This is a genomic window from Okeania sp. SIO3B5, assembly GCF_010692555.1.
In the GTDB taxonomy this organism is placed as follows: domain Bacteria; phylum Cyanobacteriota; class Cyanobacteriia; order Cyanobacteriales; family Microcoleaceae; genus Okeania.
This window is the reverse complement of sequence record NZ_JAAHHG010000047.1, coordinates 1-21,707: the sequence shown is the minus strand read 5'-3', so window position 1 is coordinate 21,707 and position 21,707 is coordinate 1. Positions and strand designations below refer to the sequence as shown.

General features: G+C 36.2%; 16 protein-coding genes and 3 pseudogenes. 18 read left to right on the top strand and 1 reads right to left on the bottom strand.

The features are described from left to right. Positions 1–23: 23 nt before the first annotated feature. The 13 genes and pseudogenes from F6K54_RS09300 (at position 24) to F6K54_RS09250 (ending at position 13,819) form a co-directional block, all read left to right on the top strand. A complete protein-coding gene (locus tag F6K54_RS09300) occupies positions 24–626 on the top strand; it encodes a sulfite oxidase-like oxidoreductase (RefSeq protein WP_293076749.1) in 603 nt (200 codons plus the stop codon). Between the two features lie 520 nt (positions 627–1,146). Beyond that, positions 1,147–1,485 (top strand): helix-turn-helix domain-containing protein, encoded by a 339-nt coding sequence (locus F6K54_RS42770; RefSeq protein WP_366558088.1) that lies wholly within the window; start codon positions 1,147–1,149, stop codon positions 1,483–1,485. 218 nt (positions 1,486–1,703) lie between these two features. Next, positions 1,704–2,042: pseudogene (locus F6K54_RS42765) on the top strand (transposase). Between the two features lie 13 nt (positions 2,043–2,055). Then, the gene (locus tag F6K54_RS42760; RefSeq protein ID WP_366558087.1) at positions 2,056–2,433 is read left to right on the top strand and encodes an RNA-guided endonuclease TnpB family protein; all 378 of its coding nucleotides are present in this window, start codon (positions 2,056–2,058) and stop codon (positions 2,431–2,433) included. Between the two features lie 476 nt (positions 2,434–2,909). After that, positions 2,910–3,533 (top strand): 2OG-Fe(II) oxygenase, encoded by a 624-nt coding sequence (locus tag F6K54_RS09290; protein ID WP_293076747.1) that lies wholly within the window; start codon positions 2,910–2,912, stop codon positions 3,531–3,533. 170 nt (positions 3,534–3,703) lie between these two features. Continuing rightward, complete coding sequence (locus F6K54_RS09285) at positions 3,704–4,336, top strand: 2OG-Fe(II) oxygenase (RefSeq protein ID WP_293076745.1); 633 nt, start codon at positions 3,704–3,706, stop codon at positions 4,334–4,336. Positions 4,337–4,530: 194 nt separating this feature from the next. Beyond that, positions 4,531–4,695 (top strand): hypothetical protein, encoded by a 165-nt coding sequence (locus F6K54_RS09280; protein ID WP_293076743.1) that lies wholly within the window; start codon positions 4,531–4,533, stop codon positions 4,693–4,695. A 1,180-nt stretch (positions 4,696–5,875) separates the two neighbouring features. Continuing rightward, entirely contained in the window at positions 5,876–6,574 is a 699-nt protein-coding gene (locus F6K54_RS09275) for a 1-acyl-sn-glycerol-3-phosphate acyltransferase (RefSeq protein WP_293076742.1), read from the top strand. A gap of 831 nt (positions 6,575–7,405) precedes the next feature. Further along, a pseudogene (locus F6K54_RS09270) lies at positions 7,406–7,759 on the top strand (transposase family protein). Beyond that, entirely contained in the window at positions 7,735–7,929 is a 195-nt protein-coding gene (locus F6K54_RS09265; RefSeq protein WP_293076774.1) for a hypothetical protein, read from the top strand. Before F6K54_RS09270 ends, F6K54_RS09265 begins: the two are co-directional and overlap by 25 nt. A 53-nt stretch (positions 7,930–7,982) precedes the next feature. Beyond that, positions 7,983–8,108 (top strand): transposase family protein, encoded by a 126-nt coding sequence (locus F6K54_RS09260; RefSeq protein WP_293076741.1) that lies wholly within the window; start codon positions 7,983–7,985, stop codon positions 8,106–8,108. 1,353 nt (positions 8,109–9,461) lie between these two features. Continuing rightward, positions 9,462–11,903: a phosphoketolase gene (locus tag F6K54_RS09255; protein WP_293076739.1), complete on the top strand. Its 2,442-nt coding sequence runs from the start codon at positions 9,462–9,464 to the stop codon at positions 11,901–11,903. Positions 11,904–12,748: 845 nt separating this feature from the next. Continuing rightward, positions 12,749–13,819 (top strand): 2-hydroxyacid dehydrogenase, encoded by a 1,071-nt coding sequence (locus tag F6K54_RS09250; protein WP_293076737.1) that lies wholly within the window; start codon positions 12,749–12,751, stop codon positions 13,817–13,819. 496 nt (positions 13,820–14,315) lie between these two features. Here the strand turns inward: F6K54_RS09250 and F6K54_RS09245 are convergent, their stop codons facing one another. After that, complete coding sequence (locus tag F6K54_RS09245) at positions 14,316–15,074, bottom strand: hypothetical protein (RefSeq protein WP_293076735.1); 759 nt, start codon at positions 15,072–15,074, stop codon at positions 14,316–14,318. Between the two features lie 1,394 nt (positions 15,075–16,468). Between F6K54_RS09245 and F6K54_RS09240 the strand changes: the two genes are divergently transcribed. From F6K54_RS09240 to F6K54_RS09220, 5 genes and pseudogenes are all read left to right on the top strand, one after another. Then, on the top strand, positions 16,469–16,804 hold the full coding sequence (locus F6K54_RS09240; protein WP_293076733.1) for a hypothetical protein: 336 nt from the start codon (positions 16,469–16,471) through the stop codon (positions 16,802–16,804). A 923-nt stretch (positions 16,805–17,727) separates the two neighbouring features. After that, complete coding sequence (locus F6K54_RS09235; protein WP_293076731.1) at positions 17,728–17,934, top strand: DUF427 domain-containing protein; 207 nt, start codon at positions 17,728–17,730, stop codon at positions 17,932–17,934. Positions 17,935–18,145: 211 nt separating this feature from the next. Further along, a pseudogene (locus F6K54_RS09230) lies at positions 18,146–18,277 on the top strand (DUF427 domain-containing protein); the annotation flags it as partial. A gap of 707 nt (positions 18,278–18,984) precedes the next feature. Then, positions 18,985–19,464 carry an antitoxin Xre/MbcA/ParS toxin-binding domain-containing protein gene (locus F6K54_RS09225; RefSeq protein ID WP_293076729.1) on the top strand — a complete coding sequence of 160 codons (480 nt, stop codon included), beginning with the start codon at positions 18,985–18,987 and terminating at the stop codon, positions 19,462–19,464. Positions 19,465–20,648: 1,184 nt separating this feature from the next. After that, complete coding sequence (locus tag F6K54_RS09220; RefSeq protein WP_293076727.1) at positions 20,649–21,164, top strand: RES family NAD+ phosphorylase; 516 nt, start codon at positions 20,649–20,651, stop codon at positions 21,162–21,164. Positions 21,165–21,707: the final 543 nt, after the last annotated feature.

The window sequence follows — 21,707 nt, the reverse complement described above, 5'->3', positions numbered from 1 at the left end:
TAAGTTACTAAAAGTTTTTCATCATGTTAGGTAAATTTTTCCACAAACCAGAAGCAGAAAATAGCGATCGCTTTCCTCCCGGCCAATACTTGGCTAAAGGCTTTCCCGTACTGACTTATGGCGAAACTCCTAATATCAGTACAGATACATGGGAATTGAAAGTATGGGGTTTGGCTAAACCATTAACCTTTACTTGGTCAGATTTAATGGCCATGCCACAAAATCACTTCACAGCAGATTTTCATTGTGTGACTCGCTGGTCAAAACTAGATGTTCAGTGGACAGGAGTAAAAGTTACAGATTTTATGGAGCGTGTAGAAGTCGATCCTAAAGCTGTCCATATTATGGAACATTGTTATGGAGGCTACACTACTAATATTTCTGTGAATGACTTTCTCAGAGAAGAAAATTTCTTTGCCCACACTTTATTTGGCGATCCATTACCAGCAGATCATGGTGGCCCTGTACGATTGGTAGTTCCTCACCTCTATGCTTGGAAAAGTGCCAAATGGATTAATGGGTTAGAGTTTCTCAAAGATGAAGAGTTGGGTTTCTGGGAGAAGAATGGTTATCACACAAGAGGTGAACCTTGGGCAGAAGAGCGTTATAGTAGCTCTGGTTTTTAAGTATATTTTTTGGTGAGGAGTTTTCTAGTAAGCTTTCCTACCTAGGGTTTGCTGATTAAAGTATGAGTGGTAGGGATAGGAGCCAGAATCGGTGAATCGGTGAAGTCAGGAGGAATGAGAATTATAGAAGAGGTAGTCAGAAGAATCGTAAAAGTGATTTTCTTCCCCTATCTTGCCCAAAATACCCTCCTAATTGAACCATTACCACCTAAAAGCTGATACTCCCTTAGTATCTAAAAATGCTATAAACTTTACCTGCCAAGGCTTTCATGATTAATCAGCAAACCCTACTTATTCCCTCTTCCTTATCTTAGTGCTTACAATTGCCGATACTAGCGGAGTTGAAAAATACTCTGCACTTTCCTATATATTTTTAACTAGCTATCAGCGCTTCAGCATTTCAGCTTTTTGCTTTTTGACCGAAAAATTGGGTCCCAAGCCTCGCCATTCTAGGGTTATTTTTTAGTTGTTAAGTGTTTCAATGAATATGTTACAATACTGTTAGTTCAAATATCGAATTATGAAAGCTAGATTTAAGTATCGCATATATCCAACACCGGGACAAAAGCATCAATTAGCAAAGCTATTTGGTTGCGTTCGTGTTGTTTGGAATGATAGCCTAGCTTTCTGTCAAGAAAAATACAAATCAGGAGGTAAGAAACCCACTAACTCACAACTACAAAAACAGTTTATTACTCAAGCAAAAAAGACTGAAGATAGAGATTGGCTTCAAGAAGTTTCTAACATACCATTGCAGCAATCTTTGAATGATTTAAACCAGGCTTATCAAAACTTTTTTCAATCAACAAAAGGCCAGAGAAAAGGTAAACCTATAAAACCTCCTAAATTTATGCATTAGAAAGTCAAAGCAAACTGCTAGGTTTACAAGGGGAGGTTTTAAAATTGGTCAGCATAAAGTTTATTTAGCGAAGATTGGAAAACTCAAGATAGTTTCGCCCGTGAAAGTTACCTGTTCCTCCATCATCAGTAACAATTATCAAAGACTCAGCTCATAGATATTTCTTAAGTTTTGTAGTAGAAACTTGTGCCAAAACCTTGCCCCATACTGATAATTCAGTGGGGATAGACTTAGGCATAAAAACTTTTGCTACATTTAGCGATGGTAGGAAGGTTAATGCTCCTAAACCATTGAAAAAACGGATTAAAAAGTAGCCTCTTGCCTCCTCCGGAGGAGCTGCGCTAACAGAGGAGCTGCGCTAACGAAAGTTAAGTAAATCATTATCCAAGAAAACCTTAAAGTCTAAACGATATGAAAAAGCTAGATTGAGAGTAGCTAAATTTTCCTACGGAATGCTACGCAAACATGCCAAACTCAAAGATACCAGGAGAGATTTTCTGCATAAATTATCCACTGAAATAATTCGTGAAAACCAAACAATTGTTTTAGAGGTATGACAATGTTTCTGGAATGGTTAAAAATCGTAAATTATCTAGAGCCATATCAGATTTAGGTTGGCGGACATTCCGAACACTTTTAGAAGGTAAAGCAGAAAAATACGGTCGCGATTTCAGAGTAATTAATCGTTGGGAGCCAACCAGTCAAAAATGTAGTTGTTGTGGTTTTCGTGGAGGCAAACTAGACCTTCAAGTACGAGAGTGGGAATGCCTTAACTGTGGTGCTAAACACGATCGCGATACCAACGCAGCAATAAATATATTAGTCGCGGGCGGGCAGTCCGAGACATTAAACGGACGCGGAGGCAAGTGTAAGACTACTGCAAAAGTAGCAGCAGCCTGTGTTAGCGGAGCTTTGCGCCAGCAAAACGTCAACCCGCTGAGGAGCTAAGGCTTGGTAGGAATCCCCGCGCCTAACAGCCGGGGAGGATGTCAACTTCCCTATATTTTTAATTCAAATTGGTTCTATAGATGTTTCATGGAATGACTTTATTGAGGATTTGAGAAAAGGTCTATTTATCAAAGTCTTGTAACCATTCAGCCGTAAGCAAGCCTCCTATGGTCGGAATTGCGGACTTCAGCTATCAGCTATTGCTTTTAGTTTACGAGCAAAGCTTTATTAATTGTCTTATTACAAAAATTGGTTCCCTTGACCTTAAAAAAGTCTATATTAATTTAAACACTTTTCTTAAAGAGAAAGTCTTGTTGCTGTTAACGCAATTCCTCTGTAGAAGGCTAACTGACTGCTAATAACTGAATGCTTACAAAGTTTTTATAATATTTATGCGTGATAGTTTGTATAATATTTTTTTAGATATTCATCAATACTAATTAGATTACATAGACAACGCATTAAAGATGTTTTGGATGTATCCTGAGAAAAAATATAATCAAACTCCATTTACTTGTTACGATGGTAGTCAGTCAAGTCATTTTTGTCAAAAAGGTGAAAATTGGGGAGCTTTTACAGCACAAGAGTGTGACAGAATTATCTCATTTTCACAAAATTTATTCAAGGATAAAAGCCATAGATTTGAGGGTCTTCACCAGAGCTATCGTCAAGCTAATGCTTGGGAAATATCTCAAACGGAAGCAACAAATTGGCTTTGGCAACGATTAATTAATAATCTTATAACTGCAAATAATAATTGGTGGAATTATGATATTGTGGGAATTTTAGAGCCTCTACAGCTTCTCTGTTATGACAGCACAAATAGTTCTAATCAGGTTAAAGATAATTGTGATTTACATATAGATAATGAATATCCTTTCTCTTGTAGGAAAATTTCTTTTTCTGTAGAATTATCCGGTCCTAATACTTATGAGGGTGCAAAACTAAATTTGTATCTACAAGAAAATCCCCAAATATTACCTAGAAATAGAGGCACAATGATTATGTTTCCTTCATTTACTTTGTATGAAGTAACCCCTATTATTGAAGGTAAAAGATGGGAACTTATTGGTTGGCTTAGTGGTCCTCAATTCCGATGAACTAAGGCAGAAGGCAGAGGGCAGAAGGAACAATTGATTGGGGTTTTATGCTCTTGTTCCCTTCAGTCACGGGCAGCGGGAACTAGAATCAGAATTTCCTTCTTCATAAATGCTTCCTGTTCTCTGCCTTTCCTGATAAAAAGTTTTCCTAAAGTAAGGATTGAAAAAATATGGTTTGGATTTCTCCTGAACAAAAGTATCGTCAAATTACATACACTTGCTATGATGCTTCTAAAAAAGAACATTTCTGTCAACCAGGTGAAAACTGGGGCGCTTTAACAGAAAAAGAGTGTGACTGGGTTATTTCTTTATCAAAACAAATAAGGCCATCAAACCCAACTGTAGATGGAAAATTGAAGCCAGATTTTCGTCAAGTCAAAGCCTGGGGTGTGAATTATTCGGCATCAACGAGATGGCTTTGGGAAAGGTTAACTAATAGTGTTAAATATGCCAATAATCAGTGGTGGAATTATGATATTTACGGTATAGTTGATTCTTTAAATCTTTTATGTTATGAAGCTAGTGATAATCAGGAAAATATTCAGGATCATTACAGTAAACATCTAGATAATGGGGATCTTTATTATTATCGGAAAATTTCTATCTCGATCCAACTTTCTAATCCTCAAGATTATGAAGGTTCAGAACTGAAGTTGTATACTAATAGAGAACCAGGAAAATTGCCAAAAGGAAGAGGAACAATGGTTTTCTTTCCTTCTATAATACTTCATGAAGTAACACCTATTACTCAAGGTAAGAGATGGGCGCTTGTTTGTTGGGTGAGCGGTCCCCAGTTTAGATAATTTATTAGTTGAAACAGTAACTCAACCGATAACCAAGGTTGAAGAAAATGTTGAACTTGAGAACCCAATTCAATTAACACTTTTTGTTAGCGTAGCTCCTCCGCAGGAGGCTGTAGTCGCGGGCGGACAGTCCGAGACAATAAACAAGACTCCGAGCACCCGTAAGACTGGTCGTAAAAAGCCAGCAAGCAGCAATGAGTCGTCTACCCGCCCTGAGCCAATTCAACTTCGGTTGTTTTGATGGATGGGAATCCCGCGCAGCTCTCGTAGAGCAGCGTCGGGAGGATGTCAAAGAAGCATTGAAAAAGAAGTTAGCTACTAGGAAAGACTTAGATGCGCTTTCAATAATTAATAATTAATAATGAATAATTAACAATTAGACATCTCCAGAAAAGAGGGAGTAGGGAGTAGGGAGTAGGGAACCCACCCCTAACCCCTCCGGTGGAGGGGAAGAATTGATGATTTCTTTGGGATAATTGATTTTATTTTTTATTATTGGAGATTTCTATTACCTCTCCTTGAAAAGAAGAGGATTGACTCAAAGGAAAATTTTTCTTTATTATCCCTTTAAAAGGGGAGGCTTTAAACCACAATTTTTCGGTAAGTATTCAGTTATCAGCTATCAGCTATCAGCTATTAATTCTTTGCCTTGAGAGCAGGAATGAGTATTAAAAAATGCAAGGAGAATTATAAAGTATTGGAAAAAAACTGACCTTGACCTTAGCAGTGTATATGACATTATCTATGAAAAAGCTAAAAGCTGACCGCTAATAGCTGAATGCTTACAATGGGCGACCTGTAGCAACTCGTCTAAAAAAGAATTATAGGAGTCATACCATTTCTCAAAAGTTTTGCTACATCTCCTTGGGAATAGGAAGTAGGGAGTAGGGAGTAGGGTTCAAAGGCATAAGATATTTTGGATTAATGCCGATAATCCTCTACATTCATTACTGAATCATGATTATTACTTAGGGTTTGCTGATTAAATATCAAATAATTACCAGATAAAGGTAAGTGCCTTTTTAGGTATTGAAAAAGTACATGGTTTTAAGCTCTTAATGGTCATGCATGGAGCGCATTAAAGAGCGCATAGTTGGGCAAAAAAATTCTCCCCTACTCCCCTATGAGGAAACGGAGACACACCGGACGCGGCGTGTCGGTGACACCCTATCTCCGCGTCTCCCTGTCTCCCCCTCTGGTGTGTCCTCAATAACCCGCTCCCCTACTCCTTAAAAAAGACTTTTGAGCGCAAACCCTAGATATAGTTTCAGTTCTTGTTTTTGGCTGAAAATTTACCCAAAATTGAATTTCATACCTCAAATCAGCAACACTTTAAAAGCACCGTAGGAAACCTTAGAATTACGCACTCGATGCCCGACTTTTGACTTTTAACTTCCGCGTAGCGACACTAGACATCTGGTTAAAATCAAAAAGAAGTATTACTTTCAGCACCCTTAAAAAATTGATCGAGTCTGTTAAAATACTGTACGACTGTATAAATATTCCTCCTGTAAACTCCTTCTTACCTTGATATCACCAATGACTGAAAATAATAAACCTAAAAACTATCAAGCATCTACAGAAGTTACCTCTGAATTTTCACCTTGGCTAACTCCACTAACTTACTTTGTGTCATGCTGTATTATTGTACCTTTTTATTTCAAAATACAAATCAGGGGTCAAAAAAATATACCAAAAACAGATGCAATTATTCTTGCACCTACTCACCGTTCTCGCTGGGACCCTCTAATTATTGCTTATGCAGCAGGTTTGTTTGTGACTAACCGTAAACTTCGATATATGGTCTCTGAAGAACAAACACTAGGTTTTCAAGGTTGGTTTATTCGTCGCTTGGGTGGGTTTCCTATCGATCGCGATAACCCAGGAATTGCTAGTATTCGCCATAGCGTTCAACTCTTAAAAAATCAGGAAATGTTGGTAGTATTTCCTGAGGGAAGAATATATCCAGAAGAGCAAAAAATTTATCCAGTTCAATCAGGAGTTGCTCGCATAGCACTACAGGCATTATCTAGCAAAAAGGAAATTAATCTAAAAATTATTCCTATTAGCATTTTATACGATCATCCAGCTCCTCCACCATGGAGGTGTGGTGTTAAGATTAATATAGGATCTCCTTTAGAAGTCAAAGATTATCTTGATTATTCTACAAAGCAAGCTGCGAAGATACTTACTGATGATATAGAACTTTCTATGACAGAATTACATAAAAAACATTAGTTTAGGTCAAGCTATCAAAGTATCTAAAAATCAAGAGGCGTTGCTGAAGGGCGTGTATAATATTAATCTTAATTATTTAGGATTCAGGAGTCAGGAGTCAGGAAGGAAGAAAGAATAAGAAAGAGTAGTAGTAGAAGAAAGTTTTTTGTTCGCGCTCTTATCCTAGCAGGATATCATACCTCTTTTCACCAACGCCAATCAAGATAAATTATAGGCTTAAACTAAGTATGAAAAAATCAAAACCATAGTAGTTAAAATGTAAGCATTCAGCCGTTAGCTATCAGCTATCAGCTATTGCTTTTCCTGTGGCTTTAAAGCTGTATTAATTGAGCTAGAATTAATCTTACTACAAAAGTCGTTAAAGTCTATATTCATTTAAACTATGTCCTTAAAAGCAGAGTCTTATTGCTGAGAGCTGACTACTAATAGCTGAATGCTTATGTTAAAATTTATCAAATAAGCTGAATTAATTAAACATAATAAAAAAATTATAATAGACATCTCCAAAATAGAAAATAAGGTAAAATCATAAAAACCATTTATGTATGCGGTCACTAAAACGAATCCAACTTTAGAATATATTTATAATCATCCAAAGGAAACAAAAAGAATTATTGGTATGTAAGCATTCAGCTATTAGCAGTCAGCTAGCCTCCTCCGGAGGAACTACGTTAACAGCAATTAGTAATTATTCATTACTTCTAAGGTTTAGGAAGGAGATTTTAACAGTAATTTTTATTCTGTCTCAATTTCTCAATTATTTTTACCTTCCCCAAAATTAATAGCTGAAGTCCGCAGTTCCTCCTACGGAGGCTAGCTAATAGCTGATGGCTGAATGCTTACATTGGTATTACTTACAAACAGCTAATGAAATTAATAGAAAATGCCCAAAGAATAGAATCAGAAAAAAAAGAGGCGATTGCCAAAACAGAAAAAAGATTAATTAAAGCAGGTGGAGGAAGAAAAAAGACCTTAACCAGGGAAGAATAAATCATTTTAACGTTATTTTATTTACATCATGTACCAACTTTTCAAACACTAGGAATAAACTTTAAGATAAGTGGATAAAGTCCTAATAATATTTTCCATTACTGGATAGATATTCTCAGAGAATTACTGCCAGCAAGTTTATTAGAAGAAGTAAAAAAAAAGAAAATGAATTGGAATGGGTCAAGGAAATATTAACAGAATTAGAATTAATTGTAGATAGCACAGAACGTAAGCATTCAGCTATTAGCAGTCAGCTATCAGCAAACCCTAATTATTCATTACTTCTAAGATTTAGGAAGGGAACTTTAACAGTAACTTTTATTCTGTCTCAATTTCTCAATTATTTTTACCTTCCCCAAAATTAATAGCTGAAGTCCGCAGTTCCGACCTAGGAGGCTAGCTGATAGCTGACGGCTGAATGCTTGCCACAGAACAAAGTATAGAAAGACCAAATGAATATAAAAAACAAGAAAAATATTACTCAGGAAAAAAGAAGAATTATACTTTTAAAAAACCAATAATAACCACACCAAAAGGAACATAAATAGTAGATGTAATAGTAGGATAAAAAGGTCCAGTCAGTGATTTAAATATATTAAGAGAACAACAGCATAATTTTGATAAAAAACAAAAATTTCAAGGAGATAAAGCTTATGAAGGAGTAGAGAGAACAACTACACCAAAAAAAAAGCCAAGAAAAAAAGAAATGCCACCAGAAATCAAAGAATAAAATAAAGAAAAAGCCAAAAATAGAATATTTGTAGACCATGTGATAAGATTAATTAAAATATTTGGAGTTGCTAGAGAAAGATTCAGATTAAAAGATAATAATGTAAGCATTCAGCTATTAGCTGTCAGCTATCAGCAACAAGACTCTCTCCTTAAAGGACGGTGTTTAAATTAACAACTTACTTTAAGGGAAAGGGAGGCAACTTTTGTAGTAAGACAGTTAAATATTGCTTTGATCCTAAACTAAAAGCAATAGCTGATAGCTGATGGCTGACGGCTGAATGCTTACATAATAATTATGAAAAAGTAATCTTAAAAATATGTGGTATAGTCCGATTAATAATTGGTTCATTTATATTAGTAAAAATCATAAAAATTTGAGATAAAAATAATAAATAAAAGTGCAATAGATATTTAGATTAGTAACACAAAGTATTTCTGATACCCATAAAACCGTACAAGTTAACTATTTTAATGAGTAGCGATCGCTCCACTAAAGATAGTTAGGATAGGCGTTTGAGTATTTTTGGAGATGTCTAATGAACGCCTCTAATAAAATAGGGCATTCTATCACCTATAACATAATTGGTATATATAAATATTGGTATATATCTATATATTATTTTGATTGAATTAAAGATAATAATTAGGGTTTGCATATGGAAAGTCTTTTTGCTCTTTGTAGGGACCCACTCCTAACCTCTCCCAGGAGGGGAAAAAGGGAGTAGGGAGTAGTTAAGACGTAGAATAAATGGGAATTACAGATTCAGTGGCCAAAATAATAGTAAAAGTGATTTTTCGGCTTTTGCTTCAGTGAAAATCCTCACTTTTGTAACCATTACTTGCTGAAAAGTTCATACTTTTTCCAGACATAAATTGCCTAAAACCAATATCAGTCAATGCGCGCGATCTTTAAATCAGCAAGCCCTAATTATAAATACTAAACTTAACGAAATTTTAACTATTTTGATGACAGTTTTATTGTAGAAATTAATTATAGTTATTTGTACCTAGCTCGGCATAGTAGTATAGCCATGTCACCTCTACTATAAGCAGAAACAAGAATGAATGTTTAAAATTGCTCAATTCAACTTAATCCTAGCAATGGACATTTGCCCTGCTTACTAAAGACAAAGACGTAGAATTTTGTATAAGGAATCTAAAAATTATGGTATCAACACCAGAAAAAACAGCTTCGATTAGTGCTTTTGGCCAGGCGCGTTCAACAGTTGAAGGCACACCTCTCAGCCCTGATGAAGTCCAAAAAATGCAAGCTTTTTGGCGTGCTTGTTGCTATTTAATGGTAGGGATGATTTACCTGAAAAAGAATCCTCTCCTACGGGAACCTCTAAAACCCGAACAAATTAAGAGCCGTATTTTGGGACATTGGGGGTCAAGTTCTGGTCAAGCCTTTATATGGATACATCTCAACCGGGTTATCAAAAAATTTGACCTCGATATGATTTTTATGTCTGGTCCAGGACATGGCGCACCAGGAGTACTAGCTCCAACTTATTTAGAGGACACTTACTCAGAAGTTTATCCAGACAAAAGTCAAGATGTACAAGGTTTAGAAAAATTCTTCAAACAGTTCTCTTTTCCTGGTGGTATTGGTAGTCACTGTACGCCAGAAACTCCAGGTTCTATCCATGAGGGAGGTGAACTTGGTTATGTACTTTCTCATGCTACAGGTGCAATTCTGGATAATCCAAATTTAATTTGTGTACCAGTTGTTGGAGATGGTGAGTCCGAGACAGGACCTCTGGCTACATCCTGGCACTCTAACAAATTTATTAATCCAATTACAGACGGTGCTATTCTGCCAATTTTGCACTTGAATGGCTACAAGATTAATAACCCAACAATTTTATCTAGAATTAGCCATGAAGATTTAAGAAATCTCTTTTTGGGTTATGGTTATGAACCTTATTTTGTGGAAGGATCTGACCCAGATAGTATGCACCAAGCAATGGCAGCTACCTTAGACCATTGTGTTCAGGAAATTAAAAATATTCAACAACAAGCTAGAACTTCTGGCAATGCTGAGTTGCCACGCTGGCCGATGATTGTATTCCGAACTCCCAAGGGATGGTCTGCACCATCAGAAATTGATGGCCACAAAATTGAAGGCTTCTGGCGGGCACACCAAGTACCGATGACTGATGTTGCTAAAAATCCAGAACACCTCAAAATTCTGGAACAGTGGATGCGTAGCTACAAACCAGAGGAACTTTTTGATGCTAATGGTAAATTATTAGCAGAATTGCGAGAATTAGCTCCTTATGGTGCCCGTCGGATGAGTGCGAATCCTAATGCTAATGGCGGACTCCTCTGCAAAGAGTTGAATATGCCTGATTTCCAGGAATATGGCATACAGATAGATAAACCTGGAACAATAGAGGCAGAAAATACTCGTCCTTTGGGTGTGTTTCTCCGAGATGTCATGGGTAATAACATGACTAATTTCCGGGTATTCGGACCTGATGAAAATACTTCTAATAGACTAAGTGCTATTTATGAAGTCAGTAAGAAGACTTGGATGGCAGAGTTTCTACCGGAAGATTTAGATGGTGGAGAGCTGGCGCGTGATGGTCGCGTGATGGAAATGTTGAGCGAACATACTCTTGAAGGTTGGATGGAAGGATACATCTTGACTGGAAGACACGTCTTTTTCTCTACTTATGAGGCATTTGCTCATGTCATTGGTTCGATGGTGGGTCAACACGCTAAGTGGATAGAGAAGTGTAATGAGCTTAGTTGGCGTGAAAAAATTCCTTCTCTTAATATATTGATTACTTCAACAGTTTGGCGACAAGACCACAATGGTTTTACTCACCAAGATCCTGGTTTTCTAGATGTGATTTCTAATAAGACACCGGATGTAACTCGAATTTATCTACCCCCTGATGTTAATTGTTTGCTGTCAGTTGCAAACCATTGTTTGCGAAGTAAGAACTATGTTAATGTGATTGTTGCTGACAAACAGAAGCACTTGCAGTACATGGATATGGATGCTGCTGTTAAGCATTGTACTAAGGGTATTGGAATTTGGGATTGGGCAAGTAACGATCAAGGAGTGGAACCTGATGTTGTATTGGCAACTGCTGGTGATATTCCTACGAAGGAAGCTTTGGCTGCTAATATGATGTTGCAAGAAGCTTTCCCTGATTTGAAGATTCGCTTTATCAATGTGATTGATTTGTTTAAGTTACAACCAGATACGGAGCATCCTCATGGATTGAGCGATCGCGATTTTGATAGTTTGTTTACTCTGGATAAACCAATTATCTTTAACTTCCACGGTTATCCTTGGTTGATTCACCGTTATACTTACCGTCGCACGAATCACAATAATCTCCATGTCAGGGGTTATAAGGAAAAGGGTAATATTAATACGCCTTTGGAATTAGCTATTCGGAACAATATTGACCGCTTCAGTATTGCGATGGATGTGATTGATCGAGTAGAGAAGCTAAAGGTTGCAGGTGCTCATGCGAAGGAAAAATTCCGCAATGAGCAAATAGCTTGTCAAAATTATGCTTATGAGCATGGTATTGACAGACCTGATATCGTTAATTGGAAGTGGCCTGACGGTGAAGTCAGAAGTTAGAAGTCAGAAGTTAGGAGTTAAATTCTTGCTGTGACTCAAGATTAGAACATTTTAAATACTGAAAGTCACTCAGGGATTACTTTTGACTTTTACCTTTTAACTTTTAACTTGCGTGTAGCGCTGTGTTGATAGTTGCAGTAGTAGGTTGGGTGAAGCGTCAGCGTAACCCAACAATCATTTGACTGGAGCTGATAGCTAAGTATAGCAATGTGCGCTGACATATTTACACATTATTTTTTGTATACCTTTTCGCTTACTGCACTTTGAGCTGGACATTGTAAATACCTGAGCGCTCATTGCTATATTGATAATTATAGTAGTCGAAGGAAAAATGAGAACATTTTAAATACTCAGGACTTACGCAGAGACTCTACATATAGAGAGGGCGAATACCATTCACCCCTACAGATGGTAGTTTCAAAGTCAATTTGCGTAAGTCCTGCTCATAAAGAGAGTTTAGGGTTTGTTTGGGCTTGAAATTTGCTAAAGTCCCGTTAAAACCCGAGGTAATTAGGGTTTGCGTATGGAAAGTATTTTTGCTGGAGTAGGAGACAGGAGACAGGAGACAACCCACCCCTAACCCCTCCCAGGAGGGGAAGACAGGATAAATGGGAATGTAGAGGAGGTAGGAGCTAAGTTTTGTCTCTCAATTTTTCTGCCATAATCATCCCAAAGTACTAGCATGCATGAGCTTTGTCCACCGAAAAGTTGGTACTTTTTTCAGCTCTAAAACGCTAAAACTTTTATCTGTAAATACTTTTAGAATTAATCAGCAAGCCCTAATTATCAATTATCCATTATCAATTATCAATTAATGAAGTCTATTCCCTATTCCCTAATCTAATATGCAAGTTGCTGTTTTTAGTACCGAATCTTACGATCGCCAATTTTTAGATGCAGTTAATACTGCTACTAATGCTAACCATGAGTTTATTTTCCATGAAACTCGACTGGAAGCTAAAACTGCTACTCTTGCAACTGGATGTGAAGCAGTTTGTGTATTTGTCAATGATGATTTAGGTTCTGAAACTCTGAAAATCTTAGCGGAGCAGGGTACTCGTCTGGTAGCTTTACGATGTACAGGATTTAATAATGTTGACCTACAAGTTGCTGCAGAAGTAGGTATTAAAGTTGTGCGAGTGACAGCTTATTCTCCCTATTCAGTGGCAGAATTTGCTATTGGGATGATTTTAATGCTCAATCGCAAGCTACATAAAGCTTTTAATAGAGGGCGTGATGATAATTTCTCTTTAAATGGTTTATTAGGATTTGATTTACACGATCGTACAGTTGGAATTGTAGGAACTGGTAAAATAGGCATCATTATTTCCCAGATTCTCCACGGGTTTGGTTGTCATTTGCTTGGGTACGATCCTTATCCTAATCCTCAATTTGAAGAGATTGGCGATACTCGTTATGTAGACTTGCCTGAGTTATTAGCTAACTCTGAAATCATTTCATTACATTGTCCCTTAACACCAGAAAATTATCATCTGATTAATGCCAAAACTATCGCACAAATGAAACCAGGAGTGATGTTAATTAATACCAGTCGGGGTCAATTAATTGATACAAAAGCAGCAATTGAAGGCATAAAATCTGGAATAATTGGTTATTTTGGAATTGATGTTTATGAGCAAGAAGAACATATTTTCTTTAAGGATTTATCTGATACAGTTATTCAGGATGATACTTTCCAGTTATTACAATCTTTCCAGAATGTTTTGATTACTTCTCATCAGGCATTTTTCACTGAAGAAGCACTGAATGATATTGCTACTACAACCTTATCTAATATTACTGATTTTGAACAAGGAAAGCCTCTCCCAAATGAGGTAAAGCTTCCTGAAAAAGTTTCGGCTAAAGCCTATTCGATAGACACGGGGACGCGGAGACACGGAGACACGGGGATGTAGGCTTTTAATTTATGATTAAAAGTTTACTTTTCACCATTTTAGAAAGATACAGATGCGGGTAAATTATACAAAAATAAAAAACTTTTCTATGTTTTCTTGAGCGGAGTAGAGGATTGGGTAGGGACGTTGTATGCAACATCTATATCCTAGTAAACATAAACATAAAAATAATATACAATAACTGACTAAATAATCGTTATTGAAGTTATTGAACCCTAATAGTTACTTAATCATTGAAGTCTTGCATAAGTATAGCATTCTTTATGAGAAATGATATTACTTTTTAGTTAGGGTTTGCTGATTAAATTTCACAGTATTGACTGATATTGGTTTTAGCCTTTTTCAATTCTGAAAAAGTACCTAGTTTTTGGCTATTGTTGTCTCAAAATGGTAAATTTTTGACCCTGACTATCAGAAAATTTGACCGTAGCAGATAGTTTAAACTGTTCCCTGTTCCCTGTTCCCTTCCTTCACTAACAGACTTTTTCAGCAAACCCTAGTTAGACTTGAAAAAAGGATTCGATGATGAATAAGAAGATGTTTTGGTACAATTATGTCTCCATTGAGTTAGAACTTGTTCTCTGTAAACTCTTCGATTTCCTCGTTTATGAATAAATTCATTGTTATTAACAAAATAGCCCATACGAGGATTAACAAAACCATTATAGGCAACTTCTACTGGAAAAGTTTTCCAACCAGAATTGCTTCTATTGTTCCGCTCAAACCAAACTAATTTGTTAGTATTTTCATATCTACAAATATGAATTACTCGACTTTCAGTGCGGAAAAATGCCTCCTGAGACAAATTACGATTTATATTTTGACAACTTGAATTTTGGTAAGCAAAAGGAGGTTGATTATAATCATCATAAAATTCAGGTTGTGATGGTTGAGAAGCACCTTTACGGTTTTCATATTGACCATGTTTGAGATAGTGATCGTAAGCAGACTGAAATTCTCCACGACGTATGGCAGATCTAACGTCAGGGTTCTGTCGCAAATATTCCTGCTCATCAAATATTTTGAAAGCTGGGGGGCGATTTTCATATTGCCCATATCTGACATAATGTTCATAACCAGACTTATATTTTCCTTGACGTACTAACTGTGCAACATCAGGGTTTTGACGTAGATATTTTTGTTCGTCAAATTCTCTGGTATAATTTTCCGCAAGTGCTAGGGGAGTGCTACAAATAGTTAGAGCTACTGCAGCGATCGCTACTATATTTGTTTTCATCTTATTAATATTAAGCATTTCTGAACACCTCAACTATTAATTGTTCTTAATTATTAAGGTATCTCCTTAGCTATAGAGACTGTGGAGTATTTTAGGCAGTTAAAAATTTTTTTTGTGACTTACCTAACTGCCTTAAAATCCTATTTTCTTTACAGTGCTTTTCATTTGAGTGAAGGAAAAAATATGGCAGGGAACAGGGAACAGGGAATAGAGAACAGGGAATAGGGAGAAATAATTGACAATTTATGGATAACAATCGTAAGTCCCATTATTCTTACATTTACCGAATAATTAGGGTTTGCGCTCAAAAGTCTTTTTGTAGGGGTAGGAGACAGGAGACAGGAGACAGGAGACAGGAGAAATGGGAATGATATCATGTCCGGTAGCATCGTTTGTGTATAAAATTAAGGTGACAATGGGAGAAAAGCTTCTGCCTCCTGCCTCCTGCCTCCTGCCTCCTGCCTTCCTTCCACCAAAGTCTAATTATTCAACCGGACATGATATGAGCGAGCAGGTAAGAGTAAGAATTGTCCCAAGATTGTTCTGCCCAACTCTTGGCTAATACCATGCATGAAAAAATAATGTTACGAATAATAAGCACCATAAAAAGACTTTATATAAAAGTCTATTTGACGAAAAAGATAATTTACAACATCAAAAATGGTATTATACCATTTCTCAAAAGTCTTGCTACATCTCCTTGAGATTAGGGAGTAGGGAGTAGGGAGTAGGGAGTAGGGAGTAGGGTAAAAAGAGATAAAATCTCTTGGTTTAATGCCGAGAATCGTCACAAACATTATTCAATCATTATTATTACTTAATAACTGAAGTCCTATGGGAAGTATAGCATTATTTTTGGGAATTGGTATTAAATCTATTCATTGAACAGGGAACAGGGAACAGGGAGAAATAATTGACAATTTATGGATAAGAATTGATTTTATTTTTAATTTCCACCAGATGTCTAGTGATTGTATCAGAACTTACACACGGAAACTAAATCCAGTGAGGACGCCATTCGGAGCTTTGCGGAACGCAAATGCCATTCGCCGCTAAATATAGCGTTTTCAAGGTTAATTTGCGTAAGTCCTGTGTATATTATTCTTATATTTACTACTCCCTCACTCCCCTGCTCCCCTACTCCCTACTCCCTACTCCCTACTCCCTACTCCCTGCTCCCCTGCTCCCCTGCTCTTCTACTCCCTACTCCCTACTCCCTACTCCCTGCTATAACAGTGCCAATTTGTAAAGTGTCTACTCGTAGGATGATTCTGCTTTACCATTTTCGTAATAACAAGGTAGATTAATCTGATATCTGAGATGGTTTGATTCAGATAGTGGCATATATCTACTACTATTTAGCGCTAAAAGTTCCTACAGTTAGAGCATAGAGTTAATCAAGGAATTTAGCAATGACATCTAATATCTGCCTCTCCCAGTCCGCCTCCTTTCCTGTTGATATCGATACAGATACTTGTACTACTATTGCGTGGCTTGACTTAGTAGCATCAGCAGTAGACAATTTTGATGGAGATGATTGGTTAGCTCTGTGTGGTGATATTGATGAAGGTGAAATCTACCGAGATTGGTTTATTTGGCAAGATGTAGATTTTTCTCAAGAGTGGGAAGCTTACGATCTAACAACTAACAAGAGATTTGTCGCGACAGATTTATCTTTACTCAAAGCTCACATCGATCGAATAGAAGATGCCAGAAGTGCAATATCCATTACGGAGTCTAATAATTAGGGCTTGCTGAATAAAATTGTAATCAATACCTGTAAAGGCTTCCAGGGCTTTTTCTTCTGAAAAAGTGCAAGATTTTTGGCTCTTTTGGTCTCAAAATACTAATATTTTTCCCTTGACAATGCCGAAAATTTGGTCGTAGCAGATAGTCTAAACTGTTGCCTTTCGGAGCTGTTCCCTGTTACCTATCATCACCATCAGACTTTTTCCGCAAATCCTAATTAGCCATGTATCTATACATTTTGATTTTTTTGTCGTTGTTCCGTTTTTAGTTAGGTTAATTAGCGTAAGATGAAAACCCCTATAAGAAAGTTATGCTGAAAAAACAGTGAGAGTGCAGGCATCAAAATTCACTTGTTACCTGCATCACTGAGTTTTTGTGTTGACAATCACATTTTTTTCAATAGATTAATCACTGACATTTAATTTATTTTTACATACTATAAATCTATTAGAGTTCAATAATTGATAATTAATAATGGATAATTGATAATTACTTCTCCCTAAAAGGAAGAGGATTGAATCAAAGGAAAATTTTTTATTGTTTTTCCTTGCTAATGAGAGGCTTTAAACCTTAATTATTCGGTAAACTATTTTCTATATTGAACTTATTTATTTATTAAAGTTTCCTCACAGAAACACAACGGTTATTTCTAAATATGCAGCTCGTTAAGCTGCTTTTTTTGTTATCTGAAAATAACTTTTAGAAAAATAGCTTTTCTGGCATTTGGATAAAGTAAAAAAAATTGGATTTTTAGATAAAAATAAGCTGGGGATGTAGAAACGTATTATTACTCAATCATCTTAAATCCAGGACGATTGAATCTAGACAGGAAAAAATTAATTTGTGATTTGATATTTTTCCGAATTTAATTTAATATTTGATATGATTATATATCGTAATTACTAAAATCCAGGAAAAACTAATGGTCAAAGGTATTTGGAATTGTATTATTTTATTACAGAGCGATCGCTGTGAAACGGTCGAAGGTAATTATTATTTCCCACCAGACATAGTTAATCGTAAATACTTCAAAGGTAAGCATTCAGCTATTAGCTGTCAGCTAGCCTCCTCCGGAGGAACTGCGTTAACAGCAATAAGACTCTCTCATATAGGACAGTGTTTAAATTAATATAGATTTGAAGTGCAAGGGAGCCAACTTTTATAGTAAGACAATTAAATATTGCTTTGAGCCTAAACTAAAGGCAATAGCTGAAGTCCGCAGTTCCTCCGGAGGAGGCTAGCTGAAGTCCGCAGTTCCTCCGGTAGGAGGCTGGCTGACGGCTGAATGCTTACTTTCAAAGAAAGACACCCATACTAACTGTTTCTAGAAAGGTGAAGCGAGCTATTATAATATAGAAGTAGATGGTAGGATAAATAAATATGGTGCTTGGTATTATCCCAACCCTAAAGAAAAAGCCAACAATATTCAAAACTATGTGGCCTTTTATCCTAGCGTACAAATAGAAAGCTAGTGCTGCTACGCGGAAGTTAAAAGTCAAAAGTCATGCATCGAGTGTGTAATTCTGAGGTCCCCTCATAATGTAAGACACACTCAAGACAGTCAATCATTTTTGATTGGTAAGGCTTTTAGGATTTTGTAACTGGTTAGTTATTTCTGCCATCCTGCACTATGGTAAAAATTTGAAGCAAGAATCCCCCGTATATAATCTCTGATTTAACGGTGGAAGTATCAAAATTTTCTAAAATTTAGATAAGGTAATTAATAAGCAATATGTTTTCTAAAAGTTTCATCTTTACACTTTTTCTCATCTTTTTGATTCTCCTGTTCTTTGGCTCCTCTCTTTGAGAGTATTGAGTCAATCTAGAAAGATTAGAGGTGTATAGTATAAATAATAGTCATAACAGTTATATATTAATTATATTCTGGATATTTAGCTTCAGATATAGCAACTAGCACTCAGTTATATCCAGGACACTTTTTTTCTTAGATGTTATCTTCCTTTTACGGCAGGTTAACCTACTGAATTAATTATGTATTAAAGGGAAACTGGATCTGGGAACAGTGGGAAAAACATTTTCCTGTCTAAGTTTTATCATCCACATAAGTCCTAACTATTCCGTTCTTTGTCGTAAAATCTGATAAATATAAAATTTCCACAACTTTTTTCAGACATCTGGCATTATAATATTAGACACATGACTTTCAAAGGACGTCCAGATGTTATCTCCAGATCAAGTTTCTCAGAACTCAGAAGCTGAAATCATCCCCAGAATCTATCAAATTTTAGGATTTGAGAAAATACCTCAAAATATTTTGGAATTGCCCCAAGAACTACAAATAGTCAGTATAATTCGTCAGGGATTTTCAATAATTTCTGTGATTAAAGTAGCAGAATATTGTGGCATTTCTGAGTCACAAATGGCGACTTTATTAGCAACTTCTGAACGTACTATATCTAGGCGCAAGAAAGATCAGAAACCTCTAGATCTTTCAGAATCAGATAGACTGTATCGTGTTGCTAGAATTTTTGCACAAACGTTAGATATATTTGACAATGTAGAAATAGCAAGAGATTGGCTGAAAAAATCAAATCGTGCTTTGGGTGGCAAAACTCCTTTAGAACTATTAGATACGGATGCAGGTACACAACAAGTAGATGAACTTTTGAATAAAATAGAGTATGGAGTATATAGCTAATTATTCATCATTAAGAGGCTGTTTGTAAACAAAAGATTAAGTAGGGTGTGTAACAGTACACTTACCATTTCTGGAATAATGATAGAACTCCCCTCCGCTTTGCGAACGGTTTTACGCCTCACGCACTGATTATTGTGGGATAGTAGAATACCAAATCCAGGTCAAAAAAAGGTGTAGACATATATTAGTTAACACCTTTTGTTATATGCGGATTTGGTATTACATAACACGCTTCGCACCCTACAGGATCTAAATATTATTAATATTTCTAATATTTCTAATATTTATCTAATATTTATCTAATATTTATCTAATATTTATCTAATATTAATTTTACAAATATCTTCTAATAGTTCATTTCTGTGTAGTTGTGAATAAAAACATAGAAAAAGGCAGGTTGAAAACCTGCCTATCTATCTATTTTTCAGCAAATCATTCAGGATTTATAAGCTGAAAAATAGATAGGTAGTATCAGCATTTTTATTCTATTTAGGGCTTGCTGATTAAATGCTAAAACGTTGGTAAGTAAGGGTTTTAGCCTTCTGAAGTTTGGAAAAAGTACAAGCTTTTCGGTCTAAAACATTCAAAAAACGAGTATTTTCGGGTAGATATGGCAAAAAAATTACTCTTACTATTCTTTTGGCCAGTTTCTCTGTAATCCCTATTGATTCTAACTACTCCCTACTCCCTACCCCAACAAAAAAAACTTTCCATACGCAAACCCTATTTAGGGCTTGCTGAAAAAGTCTTATGGGTGAAGGTAGGAGACAGGAGACAACCCACCCCTCGCCCCTCCCCCTCCCAGGAGGGGGAGACAGAATAAATGGGAATTTGGAGGAGGTAGGAGTAAGAATTTTCCCAAGATGGTTCTGCCCAACTCTTGACCAAAATCCTGAATTTTTGAACCATTACCACCTAAAATCTCGCACTTTTTCCAGATCTAAAATTGCTCAAACCAATATCAGTCAATAAGCGCGATATTTAATCAGCAAACCCTATTTATTCTGTAGTGCTGTCAACATGAACCAAAAAGTTGAATACTTCTTACGATCAACCAAACTTATATGAATATTGAACAATGAGCCAGAAAACAAAATTAATTAGTAGTTAGTCTGAATCTTTGCAATCATTTATTCCGAACCCTAAATTTTTCTTCAATTTTAGTAGTTGACAAGATAATAATCATGAGTTTAATAGTATGGCGCATTTCTCATAAAAAACATATTGATAGTGCTTTTAAAGCTGAAGCTTCTAATTGTAGCAGAGGACGTTGGAATTCTAAGGGTACATCCTTGATTTATACTTCAGCCACATTATCTCTAGCAACATTAGAAACTTTAGTCAGTATGGAAATAGAAAATTTTGGCAATATATTTGTATCTATTGGTGTAAAAATTCCTGAGAATTTACCGATTAAACAAGTAGATGAAAATTTATTACCCCATAACTGGCGCGATACTTCTCCACCTTTCGTTTTAGCCTCGATTGGAGATAAATGGTTAACTGCTAAAACAACAGCAGTTTTAAAGGTTCCTTCTGCTATTATTCCTCAAGAATATAATTATTTGATCAATCCTTCACATCCTGATTTTGAGAGAATTTCAATTTATCCACCTCAATCTTTTACCTTAGACCGCAATCTAAAAAGTATTGAAAAAAGATTCTTGACGGAGTATCATACGGTAGTGTTAAATAAGTAATAACTTTTGCACTTTACCTCTTGATAATTAGCGCTTGCTGATTAAATCTAAAAGCATTGACATATAAATACTTTAGCCTTTTTGTGGCCTTTAAAAAGTTCCTGGTTTTCAGCTCTTCACGCTCAAAAAGTTAATATTTTAGGCGCATAGTTGGGCAGAACAATCTTGGGACAAAACGCCCGCTCCTACCTCCTCGCTCCTGATCGATTTCTCCTGTCTCCTGTCTCCTGTCTCCTGTCTCCTACCCCAGCAAAAAGATTTTATTCAGTAAGTCCTAATTAAAGGGATATCACAAGCAATATCTTTATAGATTTAGGCTTACCGAAAAGCGACGTTGAAAGCCCCCCTGTTTTAACCGGGGGATGAAAACAAGGGAGTTGTTTAGACGAGACAACTTTAGTTGTCCTGTGCTATTATCTGGATATACAAATGTTTAGACAAAAGTAAGCAGCAAAGCATGGTTTAGACGCTATGCCGACTGTGTAGGGGCATCTTGACTTGTCCCCAAAGAATATATCTTTGGTCAGAATCATGAGAGACGAA